Source organism: Chthoniobacterales bacterium, from assembly GCA_018883245.1.
GTDB lineage: Bacteria > Verrucomicrobiota > Verrucomicrobiia > Chthoniobacterales > JACTMZ01 > JACTMZ01.
In genome coordinates this window covers 33,879-50,740 of sequence record VEQL01000020.1, presented here as the reverse complement: position 1 = coordinate 50,740, position 16,862 = coordinate 33,879, and the positions used below count along the sequence as shown (strand labels likewise).

14 protein-coding genes and 2 pseudogenes are annotated in these 16,862 nt (G+C 60.8%); 9 read left to right on the top strand and 7 right to left on the bottom strand.

Annotation, left to right across the window (positions count from 1 at the left end; genetic code table 11):
• Nucleotides 1–187 precede the first annotated feature (187 nt).
• Both FGM15_08355 and FGM15_08350 read left to right on the top strand, forming a co-directional pair.
• Nucleotides 188–454 (top strand): hypothetical protein, encoded by a 267-nt coding sequence (locus tag FGM15_08355; protein MBU3665868.1) that lies wholly within the window; start codon nucleotides 188–190, stop codon nucleotides 452–454.
• Entirely contained in the window at nucleotides 436–822 is a 387-nt protein-coding gene (locus tag FGM15_08350) for a type II toxin-antitoxin system VapC family toxin (protein MBU3665867.1), read from the top strand. Before FGM15_08355 ends, FGM15_08350 begins: the two co-directional genes overlap by 19 nt.
• 272 nt (nucleotides 823–1,094) lie before the next feature.
• Here FGM15_08350 and FGM15_08345 read toward each other — a convergent pair whose 3' ends face one another.
• Nucleotides 1,095–1,400: a hypothetical protein gene (locus FGM15_08345; protein MBU3665866.1), complete on the bottom strand. Its 306-nt coding sequence runs from the start codon at nucleotides 1,398–1,400 to the stop codon at nucleotides 1,095–1,097.
• A 124-nt stretch (nucleotides 1,401–1,524) separates the two neighbouring features.
• Between FGM15_08345 and FGM15_08340 the strand changes: the two genes are divergently transcribed.
• The 4 genes from FGM15_08340 to FGM15_08325 are packed head-to-tail and all read left to right on the top strand — an operon-like array spanning nucleotide 1,525 to nucleotide 3,438.
• Nucleotides 1,525–1,758, top strand: a complete 234-nt coding sequence (locus tag FGM15_08340) for a ferredoxin (protein ID MBU3665865.1) — start codon at nucleotides 1,525–1,527, stop codon at nucleotides 1,756–1,758.
• On the top strand, nucleotides 1,643–2,152 hold the full coding sequence (locus tag FGM15_08335; GenBank protein MBU3665864.1) for a DUF721 domain-containing protein: 510 nt from the start codon (nucleotides 1,643–1,645) through the stop codon (nucleotides 2,150–2,152). Before FGM15_08340 ends, FGM15_08335 begins: the two co-directional genes overlap by 116 nt.
• 4 nt (nucleotides 2,153–2,156) lie before the next feature.
• The gene (locus FGM15_08330; protein MBU3665863.1) at nucleotides 2,157–3,152 is read left to right on the top strand and encodes a FolB domain-containing protein; all 996 of its coding nucleotides are present in this window, start codon (nucleotides 2,157–2,159) and stop codon (nucleotides 3,150–3,152) included.
• Between the two features lie 46 nt (nucleotides 3,153–3,198).
• A complete protein-coding gene (locus FGM15_08325; protein MBU3665862.1) occupies nucleotides 3,199–3,438 on the top strand; it encodes a CDGSH iron-sulfur domain-containing protein in 240 nt (79 codons plus the stop codon).
• 104 nt (nucleotides 3,439–3,542) lie between these two features.
• On the opposite strand, the gene uvrA is transcribed toward FGM15_08325, so the two are convergent.
• Together uvrA and FGM15_08315 are read right to left on the bottom strand one after the other, a co-directional pair.
• Nucleotides 3,543–9,050, bottom strand: a complete 5,508-nt coding sequence (gene uvrA / locus FGM15_08320; protein ID MBU3665861.1) for an excinuclease ABC subunit A — start codon at nucleotides 9,048–9,050, stop codon at nucleotides 3,543–3,545.
• A gap of 168 nt (nucleotides 9,051–9,218) precedes the next feature.
• Entirely contained in the window at nucleotides 9,219–9,539 is a 321-nt protein-coding gene (locus FGM15_08315) for an integration host factor subunit beta (protein ID MBU3665860.1), read from the bottom strand.
• Between the two features lie 153 nt (nucleotides 9,540–9,692).
• Between FGM15_08315 and FGM15_08310 the strand changes: the two genes are divergently transcribed.
• From FGM15_08310 to FGM15_08300, 3 genes are read left to right on the top strand one after another with little or no spacing between them, the layout of a single operon-like run.
• Nucleotides 9,693–11,411 carry a 4-alpha-glucanotransferase gene (locus tag FGM15_08310; protein ID MBU3665859.1) on the top strand — a complete coding sequence of 573 codons (1,719 nt, stop codon included), beginning with the start codon at nucleotides 9,693–9,695 and terminating at the stop codon, nucleotides 11,409–11,411.
• Between the two features lie 56 nt (nucleotides 11,412–11,467).
• Entirely contained in the window at nucleotides 11,468–11,719 is a 252-nt protein-coding gene (locus FGM15_08305) for a type II toxin-antitoxin system prevent-host-death family antitoxin (protein ID MBU3665858.1), read from the top strand.
• Nucleotides 11,716–12,132, top strand: coding sequence for a type II toxin-antitoxin system VapC family toxin (locus FGM15_08300; protein ID MBU3665857.1), 417 nt, complete (start codon nucleotides 11,716–11,718; stop codon nucleotides 12,130–12,132). Before FGM15_08305 ends, FGM15_08300 begins: the two co-directional genes overlap by 4 nt.
• 19 nt (nucleotides 12,133–12,151) lie before the next feature.
• On the opposite strand, the gene FGM15_08295 is transcribed toward FGM15_08300, so the two are convergent.
• The 4 genes and pseudogenes from FGM15_08295 to FGM15_08280 all read right to left on the bottom strand — a co-directional run bounded on the left by FGM15_08295 (nucleotide 12,152) and on the right by FGM15_08280 (nucleotide 16,827).
• The gene (locus FGM15_08295; GenBank protein MBU3665856.1) at nucleotides 12,152–13,522 is read right to left on the bottom strand and encodes a carbohydrate porin; all 1,371 of its coding nucleotides are present in this window, start codon (nucleotides 13,520–13,522) and stop codon (nucleotides 12,152–12,154) included.
• Nucleotides 13,523–13,604: 82 nt separating this feature from the next.
• Nucleotides 13,605–13,873, bottom strand: a pseudogene (locus tag FGM15_08290) (Txe/YoeB family addiction module toxin).
• A pseudogene (locus FGM15_08285) lies at nucleotides 13,870–14,132 on the bottom strand (type II toxin-antitoxin system prevent-host-death family antitoxin). The pseudogenes FGM15_08290 and FGM15_08285 overlap by 4 nt, the downstream one beginning before the upstream one ends.
• A gap of 139 nt (nucleotides 14,133–14,271) precedes the next feature.
• Nucleotides 14,272–16,827 (bottom strand): leucine--tRNA ligase, encoded by a 2,556-nt coding sequence (locus tag FGM15_08280; GenBank protein ID MBU3665855.1) that lies wholly within the window; start codon nucleotides 16,825–16,827, stop codon nucleotides 14,272–14,274.
• Nucleotides 16,828–16,862: the final 35 nt, after the last annotated feature.

Sequence of the window (16,862 nt, the reverse complement as noted above, 5' to 3'; positions counted from 1 at the left end):
AAATCTCCGCTTGGCAAAACCACCGCAACAACCGCGGCGCTCCTATCAACTGGCGCTTCACCACCGAAGATGCCCGCATCAAACTGCTCAGACTTTATCCGAAATTGTAGCTGTTACTGAGCACTAGCAGTTTTGGGGAAATTCTTGAGGCAATGGAAAAGTGATGGTATGTGGTGATGGTATGCCAATGATGACGCATCGCACGACTTTCGCTTTGGACGAGACGACCGCACAGCGCCTCAAGCGATTGGCAAAACTCTGGAATGTGTCGCAAGCCGAAGTGGTCCGGCGCTCGGTCGAGCGGTCCGAGCGAACAGCGCAAGCGACGAAATATGATCCGGTGGCATTGCTGCGCGACCTGCACGCCAAAGGAGCCGGTCTTGCCAAAACGGAGGCCGATCGCTGGATCGCCGAGACCTATGAGGATCGCAAAAACTGGCGCGCCTCGTCGTGATCTGCCTCGACACAAATTACCTCATCCGCTGCCTCGAGGATGGTTCAGAGGAGGCCAATCGCATCACGGATTGGTATCGCCGCGGAGAACGTCTCATCGCGCCGATGCCCGCGTGGTATGAATTCCTCTGCGGTCCAATCACGGCGGAGCAGGAGGAAATCGTGCGGGCTTTCCTCGCGGAAGTGATTCCGTTCCACGAGGAGCAGGCCCGGGAGGCATCGCGTTTGCTCAATGCAACCGGACGCAAGCGCGGCCTGCGCGTGGACGCCATGATTGCAGCCACAGCCATTGTGTCCGGGGCTCGCTTGGCCACCGGCAACCGCAACGACTTTGCGCCCTTTCTCGAACATGGACTCGAGCTTGTCTGAGGACGAGGCTGCGGAGATCGCGGAGGCGAGAACGCCTTTTTATCGGCGAAGACCGTTGCCGGGGATTCGCACAAGGCGGACAGGCTGACAACGCTACATTTTGAATTCGGGGATGTCTTCGGCGACGCGCGGGGCTTTTTCCCGGAGTTTGAGGGCGATGATGATTTCTTCGAAAGCGCGGACGGCGACTTCGTAGGGGACGGTGCTGGGTGGGTCCGCCATCGGGCGGTCGAAGACCGGGAGTTCGAAGTCGTCTTCGGGTCTGAGCACAGTCAATCTTGGCACATCCGGCGGATGCGCTCCAATCCTTCCTCCTCGCCATAGCGAAGGATCAGAGAGGAGAAAGCCTCGTCGTGCGCGTCGAGTTTGTGCAACTCGATGAGTTTGCGGATGTCGATCCAGTCTTGGTTCGATTTGTCGGGGTCGCGCGCGCTGCTTCGCGTGGCGTGCAATTTCAGCGCGACCATGTGTTGAGGAGATGGTGTTCGCCTGCCTTGAGTCACAATGGAATCCGCGCGCAATTTGGCGAAGGTTGCATCATCGACGAGCATGAGGCGTTCGATGAGTTCGATAATCATGGCGGGGATTCCTGCATATTTAGCACATGGTGGGGGCCGCGGGGTAGCTCCGGGTCAGTGGTGTGGGTTTTTCTTGGCAAGCCGTGCAGGGCTTTTTATCGTCACGGAAATTTAACCCACCACAATGGCCGAGCTCGAAAACAAGTATCCAGAAAACGTTACCGGAAAATTTTACGTCGATGACCAGTGCATCGATTGCGACCTCTGCCGCGAGACGGCGCCTTCCAATTTCAAGCGCAACGATGACGGCGGGTATTCCTACGTTTACAAACAGCCCGACACCCCGGAGGAAGAGGCGCAGTGCAAAGAGGCCATGGAAGGCTGCCCCGTCGAGGCCATCGGCGACAACGGCGCGTAGTATCAAAGGCGGGTCTGCGGTCGGCCGCCCTTTCATTCCGATGAGCCGCTGGGCCGAAACCGCTCTGGCTGAGTGGCGGCGCTACCGCGAGCCCCGCGATCCTTCCGAACGCACCACGGGTGTGCGCGCTGCGCTCCGTGCTTTGCTTCCGAAGCTCGGGCTTTCCGATGCGCTGGAAGAGCAGGAAGTGCGGCGTGTGTGGGCCGATTTGGTGGGGCCGTTCATCGCATCGAAATCCGCGCCCGACCGCCTTCGCGGCGGTGTTCTCCATGTGCGCGTGCATCATTCGAGCGTGCGCTTCGAGCTCGAGCGCACCTGGAAAGCCGAGATCGAGGCCAAGCTTGCCGCGCAATTCGGTGCCGGAAAAATCCGCGAGGTGAAATTCTTCGGCTGAGACCATGTTGCGCAATCTTTTGCTCGATTGGTCGGGGACCTTGGTTGATGACTTGGCGCCGGTTCTCGGCGCCACGAACCATGTGCTGGAGGCATACGGGCGTCCCCCGCTTACGCGCGACGAATTCCGGCAGCATTTCCGCCTGCCTTTCACCGACTTTTACCGGGAGTTCCTGCCCGACGTGCCGCTCGATGAACTCGACGCGCTTTTCCACGACCGTTTCACCGGTATCCGAGACGAAGTCGTTCCGCTTCCGGGATTGCGTGAGTTTCTGGATTTTTGCCGCGAGGACGGCCGCCGGCTATTTCTGCTCAGCTCGGTGAAACACGAGCATTTCGAGGCGCAGGCGCGCAAGCTCGACCTGCTGCATTACTTCGAGTGTCCTTACGCCGGTGTGCTCGACAAGCGGGCCAAAATCGGGGAAGTCCTCGCGGCACACTCGCTCGATCCGGATGAGACGGCGTTCGTCGGCGACATGATCCACGACGTCGAGACGGCGCGGCACGGCGGCGTCATGAGCATTGCGGTGCTCACAGGCTATGACCCGGTGGGAAAAATCATGCCGGCCAAACCCGACGTTGTGGTTTCCTCGTTGCACGAATTGCGCCGATTGCTGCAACACGCGAGTGCGCGGAATGCCGGCGATCAGATTCTCATCGGCGGGCTCGCGGTGACTGCGCGTATCGGCGTGACCGATGCGGAACGTTCCAAGGCGCAGCGCCTGGAGGTCGATGTGAGGATGGATGCCGACTTCGCCGGGGTCGGCGACGACGTGGGGCGAACGACGGATTATGCTGCTGTTGCCGCATGGGTCGCAGCGGTGTGCGCGGCGCGGGAGTTCCGCTTGCTTGAAACATTGGCTGAAGATTTGGCGTCCGGCTTGCTCGCGGAGTTTCCGCTTGTTTCGGCCGTGGAGATCGAGCTTCGCAAATTCGTGTTGCCCGATGCCCGTCATGCGGCCGTGCGAGTGCGACGGCAGCGGGACTCCCGTGAACCCTGATTTAGAACTCGCCTGCGAAATTGCGGTGCGGTAAGCAAGAGTTCGAATGAACACTCCCCATGTTTGCGCCAAAGCGCCGGACGTCCAGGAAGTCGAACCCGGAACATATTGGTGGTGCTCCTGCGGTCTCTCGTCCACCCAGCCGTTTTGCGACGGCTCGCACAAGGGCAAGGGTTTCGCTCCCGTGAAAGTCGAGATCACCGAGAAGCGCAAAGTCGCTTGGTGCATGTGCAAGCACACGGCGAACCCGCCGTTTTGCGATGGCGCCCACGCCAAGCTGGCGTAGAGGTTCGGTCACGCCGGCCTGGGTTTCCACAAGCGTTTCGGGGTGGATCTGCCCCGCCCAAAAGCTTTTGTTATCATCCTTGCGTCGCAACGCGCCGACCCTCGCTACAAACGAAGTAGCGGCCCGAGGAACGGTGCGGTGGGGCTGGCTTTGACTTTGGCGACGTCCTCGGGTGTGCCTGCTGCCACAAGATTCCCGCCGTCCACCCCCGCCTCGGGTCCGATCTCGATGACGTAGTCGGCTTCGGCGATGACACTGAGGTTGTGTTCGATGACAACGACCGTGTGGCCTTCATCGGTGAGGCGGTGGAGGATGCCGATGAGTTGTTCGACGTCAGCCATGTGGAGGCCGATGGTCGGCTCCTCGAGAAGATAAAAATTGCCGCGCCGGTCTTCCCGCAGGCGGCGTCCCTTGGTCGCGCCCGTGCGCGACAGTTCGGTGACAAGTTTGATGCGCTGGGCTTCACCGCCGGAGAGCGTGGGGCTCGGTTGGCCGAGTGTGAGATAACCCAAGCCCGTTTCGACGAGCAGGCGGAGGGCGTGGCGGATTTTCGGGTGAGCGTCGAAGAATCCGGCCGCCTCGGCAGCAGTCATCTTCATCACATCCGCGATGGTTTTTCCGCTGTAGGTGACGTCGAGCGTCTGGCGGTTGTAGCGGCTGCCGTTGCATTCGCTGCACGGAAGCCAGCTGGATGGCAGGAAGCTCATTTCGAGTTTGATCGCACCCTGGCCGAGGCAGGTTTCGCAGCGTCCGCCGTCCGTGTTGAACGAAAACCGGCTGGCAGTGTAGCCGCGCATGCGCGAAGCGGGCAGCCCGGCAAACAACTGCCGGATTTCGTCGAAGACTTTGATGTAGGTCGCGGGCGTGGAACGCGAGGTCTTGCCGATGGGCGATTGGTCCACCATATGGACGGCCGCGATGTTCTCGGCGCCCAGGAGTTTGTCGTAGGGCGGTGGTGCGGCTTTACGCGACGGCTTGCGTCCGCGGCGTGTCAGGGAATCTTTCAGCGCCGGAACGAGGGTGCCGCGGAGAAGAGACGATTTTCCGGAGCCAGAGATGCCGCAGGCGACAGTGAGCCGCCCGAGGGGTATTTTTACATCGAGATTCCGTAGGTTGTGCAAGCGTGCGCCTCTGAGTTCGAGCCAGCGCAGGTCTTTCTCCTTGAGCGGCCGGCGTGCGCCGCGCGAGGGGCGTGACGGAGGATTGGCAAGGCAGCGTCCGGTGACAGATTTTCCGGATTTGCGGATCTCATCGAGTGTTCCGGTGGCAATCACTTCGCCGCCGCGCGATCCGGCGCCGGGTCCCAGGTCTATGATCCGCGAGGCACGGCGCATGGTTTCCTCGTCGTGCTCGACCACGAGAAGCGAGTTGCCTTGTCTCACCAGTTCGTCGAGGGCGTCGAGAAGGCTGCGGTTGTCGCGCTCGTGGAGTCCGATGGTCGGCTCGTCGAGAACGTAGAGGACACCGCGGAGGTTGGATCCGAGTTGCGCCGCCAGACGGATGCGCTGGGCTTCTCCACCGGAAAGGCTCGTAGCCGGGCGGTCGAGCGTGAGGTAATCGAGTCCGACACGCTGCATGAAACCGAGGCGTTGGCGGATTTCCGGCAGGATATCCTCGGCCAAAGCGGCGTCGTGGTCGCTGAAGGCAAGTTGGTCGAGCAGATGTGCGGCCTCGCGTGCGCTGGCGCGGGTGAAGTCTGCAATCGGATGATTTTGCACCCGGACGTGACGGGCCTCGCTATTGAGACGTATGCCTTCGCACTCGGGGCACGGTCGGGCGATTTCTTCATCGGTTTCCTCGCGGGCCTGTTCTTCCTGGAGGTCGGCCTCGAGTTGTGTGCGCGCCTGATCGGTTTTGACGGCGCTGTCGTAAACCAGCCCGAACCCGCGGCATGTTTCGCACCATCCGTGCGGGGAATTGAAGGAGAACATCCGCGGGTCGAGCGGTTCGAACGCGCGGGCGCACGAGGGGCAAGACATCTCGGTGCTCAACAGTTCGCTGTCCTTGCCCCGGACCAGACGGGCGGTGTTCTTGCCGATTTCGAGGGCGCGGCGGGCGATTTCGAGCGCCTCCTCCTCGGAGGCCCTGGTGATTTGCCCGACGAGAACGTCGATCGAGTGTTCGCGGTAGCGGGAGAGTTCGGGGAACTTGTCGGCTTTGATGAGTTTGCCATCCACCAAGAGGGTGTCGAAATCGTTCCGCAGGGCCCATTCGGCGACTTCTTTGTGGTAGCCCTTGCGCGATTTCACGAGCGGGGCGAACACTTGGACCGGCCCCGACCGCGACGCAGTCCGGACTTTTTCCGCCACCTCGGCGAGAGTCGTGGTTGCAACCGGCACGTTGCAGGACGGGCAGTATTGCGTCCCGAGTTTGGAGTAGAGCAACCGGAGGAAGTGGTAGATCTCGGTGATGGTGGCAACGGTCGATTTGCCGCCTCCGCGCGAGATGCGCTGTTCGATGGCGACCGCCGGGGGAAGGCCGTCGATGAGATCCACATCCGGCTTTTCCATCTGCTCGACGAACTGGCGCGCGTAAGTGGACATGCAATCGAGGAAGCGGCGCTGCCCCTCCGCGAAAAGGATGTCGAAGGCGAGGGAGGATTTGCCCGAGCCGCTCAGTCCGGTGACAACAACGAATTCGTCGCGCGGAATTTCGAGAGAAATGTTTTTGAGGTTGTGCTCGCGGGCGCCGGTGACCCGGATGCGATGGTTGTCCGCGGCAAGGAGCGGTGCGACCGGTTCGGCCGCGCGGAGTGTGGCTTCGTGTTTTTGCTCCTCGAGCGCCGCGCGCAGAAACGGGGCGGTGCGAGAGTCTTTGTTCTGCGCGACTTCTTCGGGTGTGCCGGCGACGACGATTTGTCCGCCTTCTTCCCCGGCTTCGGGCCCGATGTCTATGACGTGGTCTGCGGATTTGATGACTTCCACGTTGTGCTCGATGACCACGAGTGTGTGTCCGGCCTCGACGAGGCGTTCAAAGACCCGCAGGAGACGCGCGATGTCGTCGAAGTGCAAGCCGGTCGTCGGTTCGTCGAAGAGCAGGAGAGAGGACTCCGCCTCGGTGTCGGCGAGATGGGCCGCCAGCTTGAGACGCTGCGATTCCCCGCCGGAGAGGAAGCTGGTGGGTTGTCCGAGCCGGAGATATCCGAGGCCGACATCTTCGAGCGTCTGCAAAGGTCCGGTGATTTTCCGGTGCCTGGGGAATTTTTTGAAAAACGCGAGGGCCTGGGTGACGGTCATTTCGAGGACGTCATGTGCCGACTTGCCTTCGAGCAGGACGCGAAGAACGTGGGGCTGGAAGCGCTTGCCGCCACAGGATGTGCAGACGAGGGAAACATCGCTCAAGAACTGCATTTCGATGCGTTCGTAGCCGAGTCCGGCGCAGCGCTCGCAACGTCCGGCATTCGAGTTGAAGCTGAAGGCGGATGCTCCGAGTCCGGCGCCTTTGGCGGCGGGCGTCTGCGCGAAGAGGTCCCGGATGTGGTCCCAAGCGCCGAGGTAAACGACCGGCGTGGAGCGCGAGGATTTTCCGGGTGGCGATTGGTCGACCATCACGACGTTGCCGACGTGTTCGATGCCGGTGAGCTTTTTGATTGTGCCTGCATCTTCCTCGACGGGTTCCCCGCGCTCGCGGAGCAGGTTGCGGTGAAGGAGGCCGTGGACCAGGGTGGACTTGCCCGAACCGGAAACGCCGGTCACGCAGGTGAACACACCGAGCGGGAAGTCCGCGTCGAGTTTTTTGATGTTGTTGAGCGATGCGCCGCGGAGTTTGAGGAACTTTTTCGCGGCACGGCGTTTGGACGGCACGGGAATGGTTCGGCGGCCGACAAGATAATCGGCAGTGAGGGAACCGGCTTTGTCCGCGATTTGCGACGGCGGACCCGAGAACATGAGTTGTCCGCCGGTTTCGCCGCGTCCGGGGCCGATGTCGGTGAGCCAATCGGCGGCGCGGATGACCGTTTCCTCATGCTCGACGACAAGGAGTGTGTTCCCGTTGTCACGCAAGCGGCGCATGATGCCGAGGAGTTGTCCGAGGTCGCGCGGATGAAGTCCGACGCTGGGTTCGTCCATGACAAAGAGGGTGTTGACCAACGAGGCGCCGAGGCAGGTGGTGAGGTTGACACGCTGCACTTCGCCGCCGGAGAGCGTGCGAGTCGGGCGGTCGAGGGTGAGATATCCCAGTCCGACTTCCTCGAGGTAGGACAGGCGCGAGGTGACTTGGTCCAGAAGCAGTTGTGTGGTGTGGTCCGCGTCGGGCACCGCAATACCGGCGAGAAATTCGCGCAGGCGGCGGATCGGGCGCCCGGCGATCTCCGGCAGGGCGAGTTTTTCACCGTTGGCTCCGGCGAGGCGGTAATTGAGCGTTTCGGGTTGGAAGCGTCCGCCGCGGCATTTCGGGCATTCGTTGTAGCTGCGGTAGCGGCTGAGCAGCACGCGGACATGCATTTTGTAAGTCTTGGTTTCGAGCCAATCGAAATAGCCCTGCACGCCATACCAGCGGTCGCTGTCCCATGCTTCGTGCAGCGCCTCCCCGGGGCGGCGCTCGCCTTTGACGACCCAGTCTTGGTCGGCCTGCGGGAGGTCTTCGAACGGACAATGCAGATCGATGTCGCGGCGCCGTGCATGCCGGAGGAGGTCGCTCTGGCACTCCTGCGACATCCCGCTTTGGAAAGGACGCACAACGCCCTCGGCAAGCGTGCGCGAGCGGTCGGGAATGATTCGTTGCCAGTCGAGACCGATGATGCGTCCGAACCCGCGGCATTCGGGGCAGGCTCCGAGCGGATGGTTGAAGCTGAAGAGCCCGGGTGTCGGAGGGCGTATGTCGAGATCGCACCATGCGCAATGCCAGCCCGAGGAAAAAGGGACGCTTTCGCCGGTTTCGGCATCGGCAACGAGAACCCGGCCTTTTCCGAGGCGCAAAGCGGTTTCGACAGCCTCGGTGAGCCGGCGCTCGTCCGATGCGGGGACGCGGTCTTGGATCACTTGCACGACGGGCGGGAGTGCGGCGGGCGGGGGTTCGTCGGCTCTCAGGATTTTTTTACCGGCAAGGATTCGGAGGTAGCCTTGCTGGCGGAGAAACTCGAAGAACTGCGCGGGCGCGCGTTTTTCCACGTCCCCGGTGCCCACGGGAAAACTCACGAGCAGGGTTCGCCCGGCGAACCGCTTTGCGACATCGCATACGATGCAGCGGGCGGTTTCGGGGTGGATTGGTTTATGACACTTCGGACACGAGGCCTCAGCGAGGCGCGGGAAGAGCAATTTCAGATAGTCATTGATCTCCGTGATGGTGCCGACGGTCGAGCGCGTGGTTTTGACGTTGTTCGACTGCTCGATCGCGATGGCCGGCGGGATGCCTTCGATGGCGTCCACGCGCGGTTTGTCCATGCGATCGAAGAACTGCCTTGTGTAGGGGGAGAAAGTCTCGATATAGCGACGCTGGCCCTCGGCGTAAATTGTATCGAAAGCGAGGGAGGATTTGCCCGAACCGCTCGGACCGGTGACGACGTGCAACAATCCCCGCGGAAGATCGAGGTCAATGCCGCGAAGATTGTTCTGGCGCGCCCCGCGGATGCGGAGAACCTGACGATCTTTCGTTGGGCGGTTGCGTTTGGACATGACTGGGAAACGCCGACCGGCCGGTGTCCGGCGGCGAACCGCACAGAATAGTGCAAAGTGCGCGTCAGGCAACGCGCCAAAGAGGGGGTGTTGCACCCGGGGGGCGGGCAGTCGGCCGACTCGGCCTCAGGTGGTCCGATGCCGCAAGGTCATCGCCACCGAAGAATTTCAGGCGCCGGGTTGCTGGCGCAGTTGCTCGGTGCGCAAAAGGACGCGTTGGCGCATAATTTTGCCGGGCTTGAATTTCACTGTCGCTCGCGCAGGAATGACCACATCCTTTTCGGGTTTGTTCGGGTTTCGGCCGATGCGCTCTTTGGTCAGTTTCACCTCGAAAACGCCGAAGTTTCTGAGTTCCACGTTGTTGCCGTTGGCGAGGCTCTCGGTGATGTGGTCGAGGGTTTTTTGGATCACGGCAAAAGTCTGCTGCTGAGTGATGCCGACTTGCTCGGCAATGCTGACGACCATGTCGCGTTTCGTGAGGTTAGACATATGACGGAAATTGTTGTTGGAGAACTTCATGCAAGGCTACCGACAGCGGATCAAGAAGGAAAGATAAAGAATAGCCAATCTGCGAATTCGGGCCCGCGTCTCTTTTCGGCTTCATGTCATCGGCGGCAGGACGCATGATCACCGTTTTTCGCCATGAACCTTTCCCCTGACCGGAAATTGTCGGGTCTGTTGGCCCCGTTGTTTGCCCTGCGCACGGAAAAAGACCTGGGTATCGGCGACACGCAGTCCCTCAAAGAACTGATCGACTGGGCCTCGGAGCACGGTTTCGGGCTCGTTCAGGTCCTCCCGATCAACGAACCGGGCGGCGACAACAGCCCCTACAACATCATCAGTTCGCTCGCAATTGACCCGGCCACCGTTGCGACGCAACCGGAAGTTCTGAAAGACCTGACTTCCGGCGACTTCAAAGCCATTTGCGCCCGCCACGACGTGCCTGCCCTGCGCGAGGGAAAAGTGAACTACCGAGGTGTTCGTGCGCTGAAGACCGAATTGCTCGAGGCCGCTTGGAAGAAATTCAAGGGCAAACAACTCAAAGAGAAAACCCGGCGCGCGCAGCAGTTCTCGGCGTGGTGCAAAGAGAACGCCGGTTGGCTCGAAGCCTACACTCTTTTCCGGGCGCTCGTGCGGTTGCACGGCGAGAATGAAAACACCGGCCTCTGGCCGAAAAAACAGCGGACATTCGCCGCGGCGAAAAAGTGGCTGGCGTCCGCCTCGCCCGCGGAAAAGCGGAAGATGAAAGAATGGCGGAACTATTTCGCCTACGTGCAGTGGATCGCTTACGCCCAGTGGTCCGGGTTGAAGTCCTACGCGGAGGCCCGCAACGTGGCGATCGTCGGCGATGTTCCCGTGGGTGTGAGCATCTACAGCGCCGATGTGTTCGCGCGGCCGGAGATTTTCGACCTCACGCGCTCGGCCGGTGCTCCGCCCGAAAAAGTTTTCGCCGCCGATCCCTTCACCGCGAAGTGGGGACAGAACTGGGGCTTCCCGCTCTACAACTGGGGCGAGATGGCCAAAGACGACTATGCGTGGTGGCGTCAGCGCCTGCGCACCACGATGGAGATTTTCCACTTCTTGCGCGTTGATCACGCGTTGGGATTCTTCCGCATCTACAGCTTTCCTTGGCGTCCGGAGCGCAACACGGAATTCCTGCCGCTCACCGAGGACGAGGCGCGCGCCAAGACAGGCGGGGAACTTCCGCGTTTCGTGCCGGGCGATGACTCGACTGAGCAAAGCCGCGAGACCAACCGCGCGCAGGGCGATCGCCTTTTCCGCATGATCGTGGAGGAAACCGGACAGCACCGGCTCATCGCGGAAGACCTCGGCGAAATGTCGCCTTATGTGCGACCTGTGCTGAGGGAGCAGGAAATCCCCGGCTTCAAAATACCGCTGTGGGAAATCGCCCCGGACGGCTGGCCGATTCCCGGTCGCGATTACGAGCGTCTCTCGCTGGTCACCTATGCTACGCATGACCATCCGGCTCTGCGTGCTTATTGGGACGAGTGGTATGCCAACTCGCAGTCACCGGATCCGCAAAAGGCCGCGGCTGCTCTGCGACAAATGCAGGAGATCACGCGTTTTGCCGAGATGAATGTCGCGTTGCCCGCGCCGTGGAGCGATGAGATCCACGAGGGCCTGCTGCACGGATTGTTCGCCAGCAATTCCTGGCTCGCTGTCAACCTGATAACCGACGTCTTCGGCACGGCCGAGCGTTTCAATGTCCCGGGTGCGATCGGCGACCAGAATTGGACCGAGCGTTTTCCCGTTACGATTTCCGAGTGGGACAAGCACTGGCCGCTCAAAATCGCGAACATCGGAAAGATGATGCGCGAGACAAGTCGTTACGGAGTTTGAGGCCCCGCTCAGCACGACGGCTTGCCGAACTGGTTGAAACGACTAGTCTAAATGCCATGAAGTCTCAACCTGTGTTGGTCGGCGCTTTCGAGGCGAAAACCAAGCTGGGCAATTTGCTCGAGCGGGTCGGGCGGGGTGCGTCGTTTATCATCACGAAGCATGACCAACCGGTAGCGAGGCTGACCGCCTATCGTGACGACAAGGTGGTGCGGCGCAAAAGCGTGGTGGCCGAGATGCGCGAGCTGAGAAAGAAATACAAACTCGGTGGATTAAGCATCCGCGAATTGCGGGACGAGGGGCGCGCATGACCTTCGTCCTTGATTGCTCGGCTGCGTTGCCTTGGGTCTTCGCAGACGAAGCGACGGATGAGGCTGATCGACTGCTTGAGGAGATGGCGCGCGGGGCGCAGGCCGCCGTGCCCGCCATCTGGCATCTCGAGTTGGGCAATGTGTTGCTGGGGGCGATGAGGAAAAAACGAATCGATCAGGCTGGGGTCGAGGCGTTTTTATCGCGGTTGGGGAATCTGGAGATTGTCGTCGATCCGGAGACTTCGGACCGCGCGTGGGACAAGACGCTGGATCTGGCGCAGCAGTATCGCCTCTCCGCCTACGATGCGGCGTATCTCGAGCTGGCAATGCGTCGTGGAGCTCCACTTGCTACCCTCGACGAGGAACTCGCCGCGGCTTGTCGGGCCGCTGGGGTGCAGCTCAAGCTGCTTTAGAGTCTTTGCTCTGCGGATTCTAGAACGTCACTCCGATCTGTGCGCCGAGGACAAGCGCGTTTGGAGTCGACCCCGTGCCGCCGGGTTGGATGATGTATTGCAGATCGGGTTGCACGTAGAAGAAGCGATTCAGCTGGATGTGGTAGCCCCATTCGAGCGCCATTTCGAAGCTGGCCGGGTCGCCGTTGTAAGCGCCGCCGCTGTTCGAGTAGTCGCTGCTGAAATTGCCGTAGGCCAAACCGAAGATGGCCGAGTCGTTGTCGCGTCCGGGAAGCAGTCCTTGGTAGACGATGCCGCTGTTCCACTGAAACGGAAGTTTGGCCATGTTCTGCTGCGGCGAGAGAACGAAGGCTGACCAGAGCGTGAGTCCCTCGTCGCTGCCCAGCGTTTCCTCGTAAACTTTCTGGTCGGCGTGCCAGTAAAATCCGTAGGCATTCGGCGCGGTCTGCGTGGAACCGAATTGCGCGTATGACGACCACGTCGAGTAATAGCCTCCGAACCAGTAATGCCCGGGGAGGCCGTGCACGTCGTTCTCCGCTTGCTCGGTGCCTTCGACTTCTTCGAGTTCGGTGGGGGCGCGTTTGACGTGCCTTTTGAAAAATTCCGGCGTCCATCCCAGTTGCCCGACGAACATGACGCCGTCGGTCGGCTCGATACCCATGTTGAGTCCATTGAGACTGCGCGAAAAAGTGCGATTCGAGACCTGGTAAAGCCCCAGTTGCGCATTCCAGTCGGGCGTGGGATCAACGCGCAGACGCGCCGCCCAACTTGCCCACGGGTAGGCAGAGAACGAGGCGTTGACTGGAATGGACTGCGGGTTGCCGTCGATGCCGTTGTTCATGTAGAGCCAGTAGAGCGGCGAACTGGCAAAATCGTCGCCGGCCGAGAAGCGGCCGATTTTGATGTTCGCCTTGTCGTCCCAGAATTTCTGCACGAGATGGACGTCGGTGAGGATGATCGTCTGCCCGCCGTAAATCTGCTGCACAGTGAACTGGTTTCCGATGAAGTCCTGCGAAAGGCTGTCGCCGTTGCGGTCGGTCGCCGCGATGGTGAAGGTCGCCCCGCGCCAGCCGACCAATTTTTCCAAGTCGAGCTTCACGCCGAACGCGATGTTGTCCGTATATGTGAATCCCTGCTGCATCCCGCCTACAGGATTCCCCGCGAGATCAGTCGTGTAGGTTCCGGAAAACTCGACGCCCTTTTCCGAATCGAGCCAATTGCGCATGCCCCACCAGTCACCGGTCATGTCGTCGCCTCGCCACCATTCTGCCGACCCGATGAAGTTGCTCGGATACGGCGTGTAGTAGTCCCAAAAACGGTCCTCCATCGCGTGTGCCGATGCAGCGGCCATGACAACGACGGCGGACAGAATGTGCTTTGGGTTCTTCATGGGGAGAATTTCGCGACGCTATCGCGTGCGGGGGCCCCACATCAAGTGTGCTCATGGCAGCGTGGGGTGCGCAGTTTCGGGACTATTGTTCGTAGTGAAACCGGAGCTGTTCGATCTCTAGATCGTTAGATCTCTTGCCGAAACGCGATACGCCATGCGGTGATCGTCCATGGTGCGGCGCGACCAGCAGCCCGCCAGCGCGTGCTTCAAAGGCTCCGGTTTTCCGATCCCGGCGTAAGGGCTTCGCAAAGTGTCCTTGATCAAATCGTTGATCCGCCTGACGAGTTCCGTGTCGGTCTTCATCCAGTGCTGGCAGTCCTCCCAAGCCTGCGGCGAGAAAACAAGATTCATACTTCCGCCGAGTCTTTGATGCTTTTCTTGAGCTTCTTCCCCTTGTTGAGGGTGTCGATCGAAGCGAGCAACCGCTTTGCATTGGCGGGGGAGTGCTGCAGATAAGCCGTCCCCTGCAGCGATTCGTAGTCGTCGAGCGAAACCATGACAACCGCCTGATCGCGATTGCGCATGATGATGACTCGATCATGGTCCGCGCAAACCGGTCCATCGTGGAAGCAAGATTCTCCCTCGCAGCTGTGTATGTGATGGCTGTCATGTGGACAGCCTCATGGACAGGTCTGCCTAACCTGTCAATGGCGGGTGGATTTCGAAAGTAAAATTGGCGGCAGTTCGTTAGTAATGGGCTTTACGACTGGTCGCATATTACTTGCCAGTAAAAGGCAGTTGTAAATTGTTCAGCCCTTTACGACAAAATTCACCAACTTCCCCGGGACGGCGACGACTTTGATGATTTCTTTGTCCGCGAGGTGCGCGGAAAATTTATCATGTTCGCGCGCGGCGGCTTCGAGCTGTTCGCGAGTTGCATCCTTTGCCACGACGAGTTTCTCGCGCACCTTGCCGTTGATCTGCAGGACGATCTCCACGTCATTTTGGACAAGCAGCGCTTCATCATGGGTCGGCCATGGTTGTGCGTGGGCGCTGCCATCGAAGCCGCCGAACTTTTTGCCGAGTTGCTCCCAAAGTTCCTCGGTCATGTGCGGCGCGAAGGGGCTGAGCAACACGAGCAAAGTGCGCAGTGCAGAGACGGGGCGTTTGTCGGATGAGGTCAGCTCGTTGACGCAGACCATCATTTGCGAAATAGCAGTGTTGAACGACAGCGTGCCGATGTCGTCGGTGACTTTCTTAATGGTGGCGTGCAGCACTCGGAGTTGCGCCGGATTCGGCGGAATGTCCGCCAAGGCGTCGGAAAGTTGCCACTGTCCCTCTTGGTTTTCGGTCATGGCCAAGCGCCACACGCGCGCGAGAAAGCGGTAAACGCCCTCGACGCCTTTCATGCTCCACGGCTTCATCTGCTCAAGCGGGCCCATGAACATTTCGTAGAGGCGGAAGGCGTCGGCGCCGTAGTCATTGATCACCTCATCGGGGTTCACGACGTTCCCGCGGCTCTTCGACATTTTTTGTCCGTCCGATCCGAGGATGATCCCTTGGTTGACGAGACGCTGGAACGGTTCCGGCGTGGGGAGGTGTCCGAGGTCGTGCAGCACCATGTGCCAGAAGCGCGAGTAAAGCAGGTGAAGCACAGCGTGTTCCGTGCCGCCAACGTAGAGGTCCACGCTGCCGGGCGTTTGTTTGCCATCGCCCAGCCAGTAACGCGCGGCTGCCTCGCCGATGAAGCGCTGTTCGTTGCGCGGGTCGCAGAATCGCAGGTAATACCAGCACGACCCGGCCCATTGCGGCATCGTGTTCAGTTCGCGCGTCGCACTTTCGGAATATTTCACCCAGTCCTTTGCCTTGGAGAGCGGCGGATCGGCGGTGCCGGTCGGTTTGAAGTCTTCAAGTTCGGGCAGGTGCACGGGAAGTTCGGAGTCATCCAGGGCACGATGACGCCCGTTTTCCCAAACGACCGGGAATGGCTCTCCCCAGTAGCGTTGGCGTGAGAACAGCCAGTCGCGCAGTTTGTATTGCACGGCAGCGCGGCCAAGCCCGCGCTCTTCGAGCCACGCGGTGATCTTGCGCTTCGCTTCCGCAGTGGGCAGTCCGTCGAGGACGCCCGAGTTAACCGCTGTTCCTTCGCCGGTGAAACAGCCTTCCTCGGGTTCCGGTGGCCGGACCACTTCGATGATGGGAAGATCGAATTTGCGCGCGAACTCGTGGTCGCGCTCGTCGTGGGCCGGCACGGCCATGATCGCCCCCGTCCCGTAGCCGGTGAGGACGTAGTCCGCAATCCATACGGGGATGTGCGTGCCGTTGACCGGATTGATCGCATAAGCGCCGGTGAAGACACCGGTTTTTTCCTTCGACGCATCCTGCCGGTCGCGATCGGATTTCGACGCAGCCTTTGCGATGTAGGCTTCCACCGCGTTTTTCTGCGCGGCCGTGGTGAGTTCGGTCACCAGGGGATGCTCCGGCGCCAGCACCATGTAGGTTGCGCCGAAAAGTGTGTCGGGCCGCGTGGTGTAAACGGTCAGGCGTCCGCCGGATTTCTCGAGGGTAAAATCGACGAGCGCGCCTTCGGAGCGCCCGATCCAGTTTCGCTGCAGCAGCTTGACGGACTCCGGCCAGTCCAGCCGGTCGAGTCCGGACATCAGGCGCTCGGCGTAGGCGGTGATGCGCAGCATCCATTGGCGCATGGGGCGGCGCTCGACGGGAAAATCCCCGACTTCGCTCTTTCCATCCACGACCTCCTCGTTGGCGAGGACAGTGCCGAGAGCGGGGCACCAGTTGACCGGCACTTCCGCGACGTAGGCCAAGCGCACGTTGTCGGGATCGGAACCGGGGTAAGTGGAGATCGGCTCGGCACGGTTCGTTTCCGGGTTGAACCACGCGTTATAAATTTGCAGGAAGATCCACTGGGTCCAGCGGACGTAATCCGGGGAGGTCGTGTTGACCTCGCGCGACCAGTCGTAGCTGAATCCGATGCGCTGCAGTTGGGCTTTGAAGCGCTCCACGTTGCGCGCGGTGGTGACGGCCGGGTGTTGTCCGGTTTTTACCGCGTATTGCTCGGCGGGCAGACCGAATGCGTCCCAGCCCATCGGGTGCAGCACATTGTATCCGCGCATGCGGCGATGGCGCGCCACGATATCCGTGGCGGTGTATCCCTCGGGGTGGCCGACGTGGAGTCCCTCGCCGCTCGGGTAGGGGAACATGTCGAGCACGTAGTATTTGGGCTTTGACGGATCGAAGTCCGGATCGCCGGGATTCGGTGCGCGGTAAGCGCCGCACTCGGCCCAGCGCTGCTGCCATTTGGGTTCGAATTCGGTGAAGGGATATTGTTTGCGCTGGCTCGACATGGTGCTTGCCGCCGGTGGCGGTGAGCGCGCATTTT

What these genes read in the sequence shown, in the direction of transcription:
- FGM15_08305 (MBU3665858.1), top strand. Translation starts at nt 11,468, where the DNA reads ATGAAGTCTCAACCTGTGTTGGTCGGCGCTTTCGAGGCGAAAACCAAG.
- FGM15_08330 (MBU3665863.1), top strand. Translation starts at nt 2,157, where the DNA reads ATGTTGCGCAATCTTTTGCTCGATTGGTCGGGGACCTTGGTTGATGAC.
- FGM15_08300 (MBU3665857.1), top strand. Translation starts at nt 11,716, where the DNA reads ATGACCTTCGTCCTTGATTGCTCGGCTGCGTTGCCTTGGGTCTTCGCA.
- FGM15_08310 (MBU3665859.1), top strand. Translation starts at nt 9,693, where the DNA reads ATGAACCTTTCCCCTGACCGGAAATTGTCGGGTCTGTTGGCCCCGTTG.
- FGM15_08295 (MBU3665856.1), bottom strand. Translation starts at nt 13,522, where the DNA reads ATGAAGAACCCAAAGCACATTCTGTCCGCCGTCGTTGTCATGGCCGCT.
- uvrA (MBU3665861.1), bottom strand. Translation starts at nt 9,050, where the DNA reads ATGTCCAAACGCAACCGCCCAACGAAAGATCGTCAGGTTCTCCGCATC.
- FGM15_08280 (MBU3665855.1), bottom strand. Translation starts at nt 16,827, where the DNA reads ATGTCGAGCCAGCGCAAACAATATCCCTTCACCGAATTCGAACCCAAA.
- FGM15_08335 (MBU3665864.1), top strand. Translation starts at nt 1,643, where the DNA reads ATGACGGCGGGTATTCCTACGTTTACAAACAGCCCGACACCCCGGAGG.
- FGM15_08345 (MBU3665866.1), bottom strand. Translation starts at nt 1,400, where the DNA reads ATGATTATCGAACTCATCGAACGCCTCATGCTCGTCGATGATGCAACC.
- FGM15_08325 (MBU3665862.1), top strand. Translation starts at nt 3,199, where the DNA reads ATGAACACTCCCCATGTTTGCGCCAAAGCGCCGGACGTCCAGGAAGTC.
- FGM15_08315 (MBU3665860.1), bottom strand. Translation starts at nt 9,539, where the DNA reads ATGTCTAACCTCACGAAACGCGACATGGTCGTCAGCATTGCCGAGCAA.
- FGM15_08355 (MBU3665868.1), top strand. Translation starts at nt 188, where the DNA reads ATGATGACGCATCGCACGACTTTCGCTTTGGACGAGACGACCGCACAG.
- FGM15_08340 (MBU3665865.1), top strand. Translation starts at nt 1,525, where the DNA reads ATGGCCGAGCTCGAAAACAAGTATCCAGAAAACGTTACCGGAAAATTT.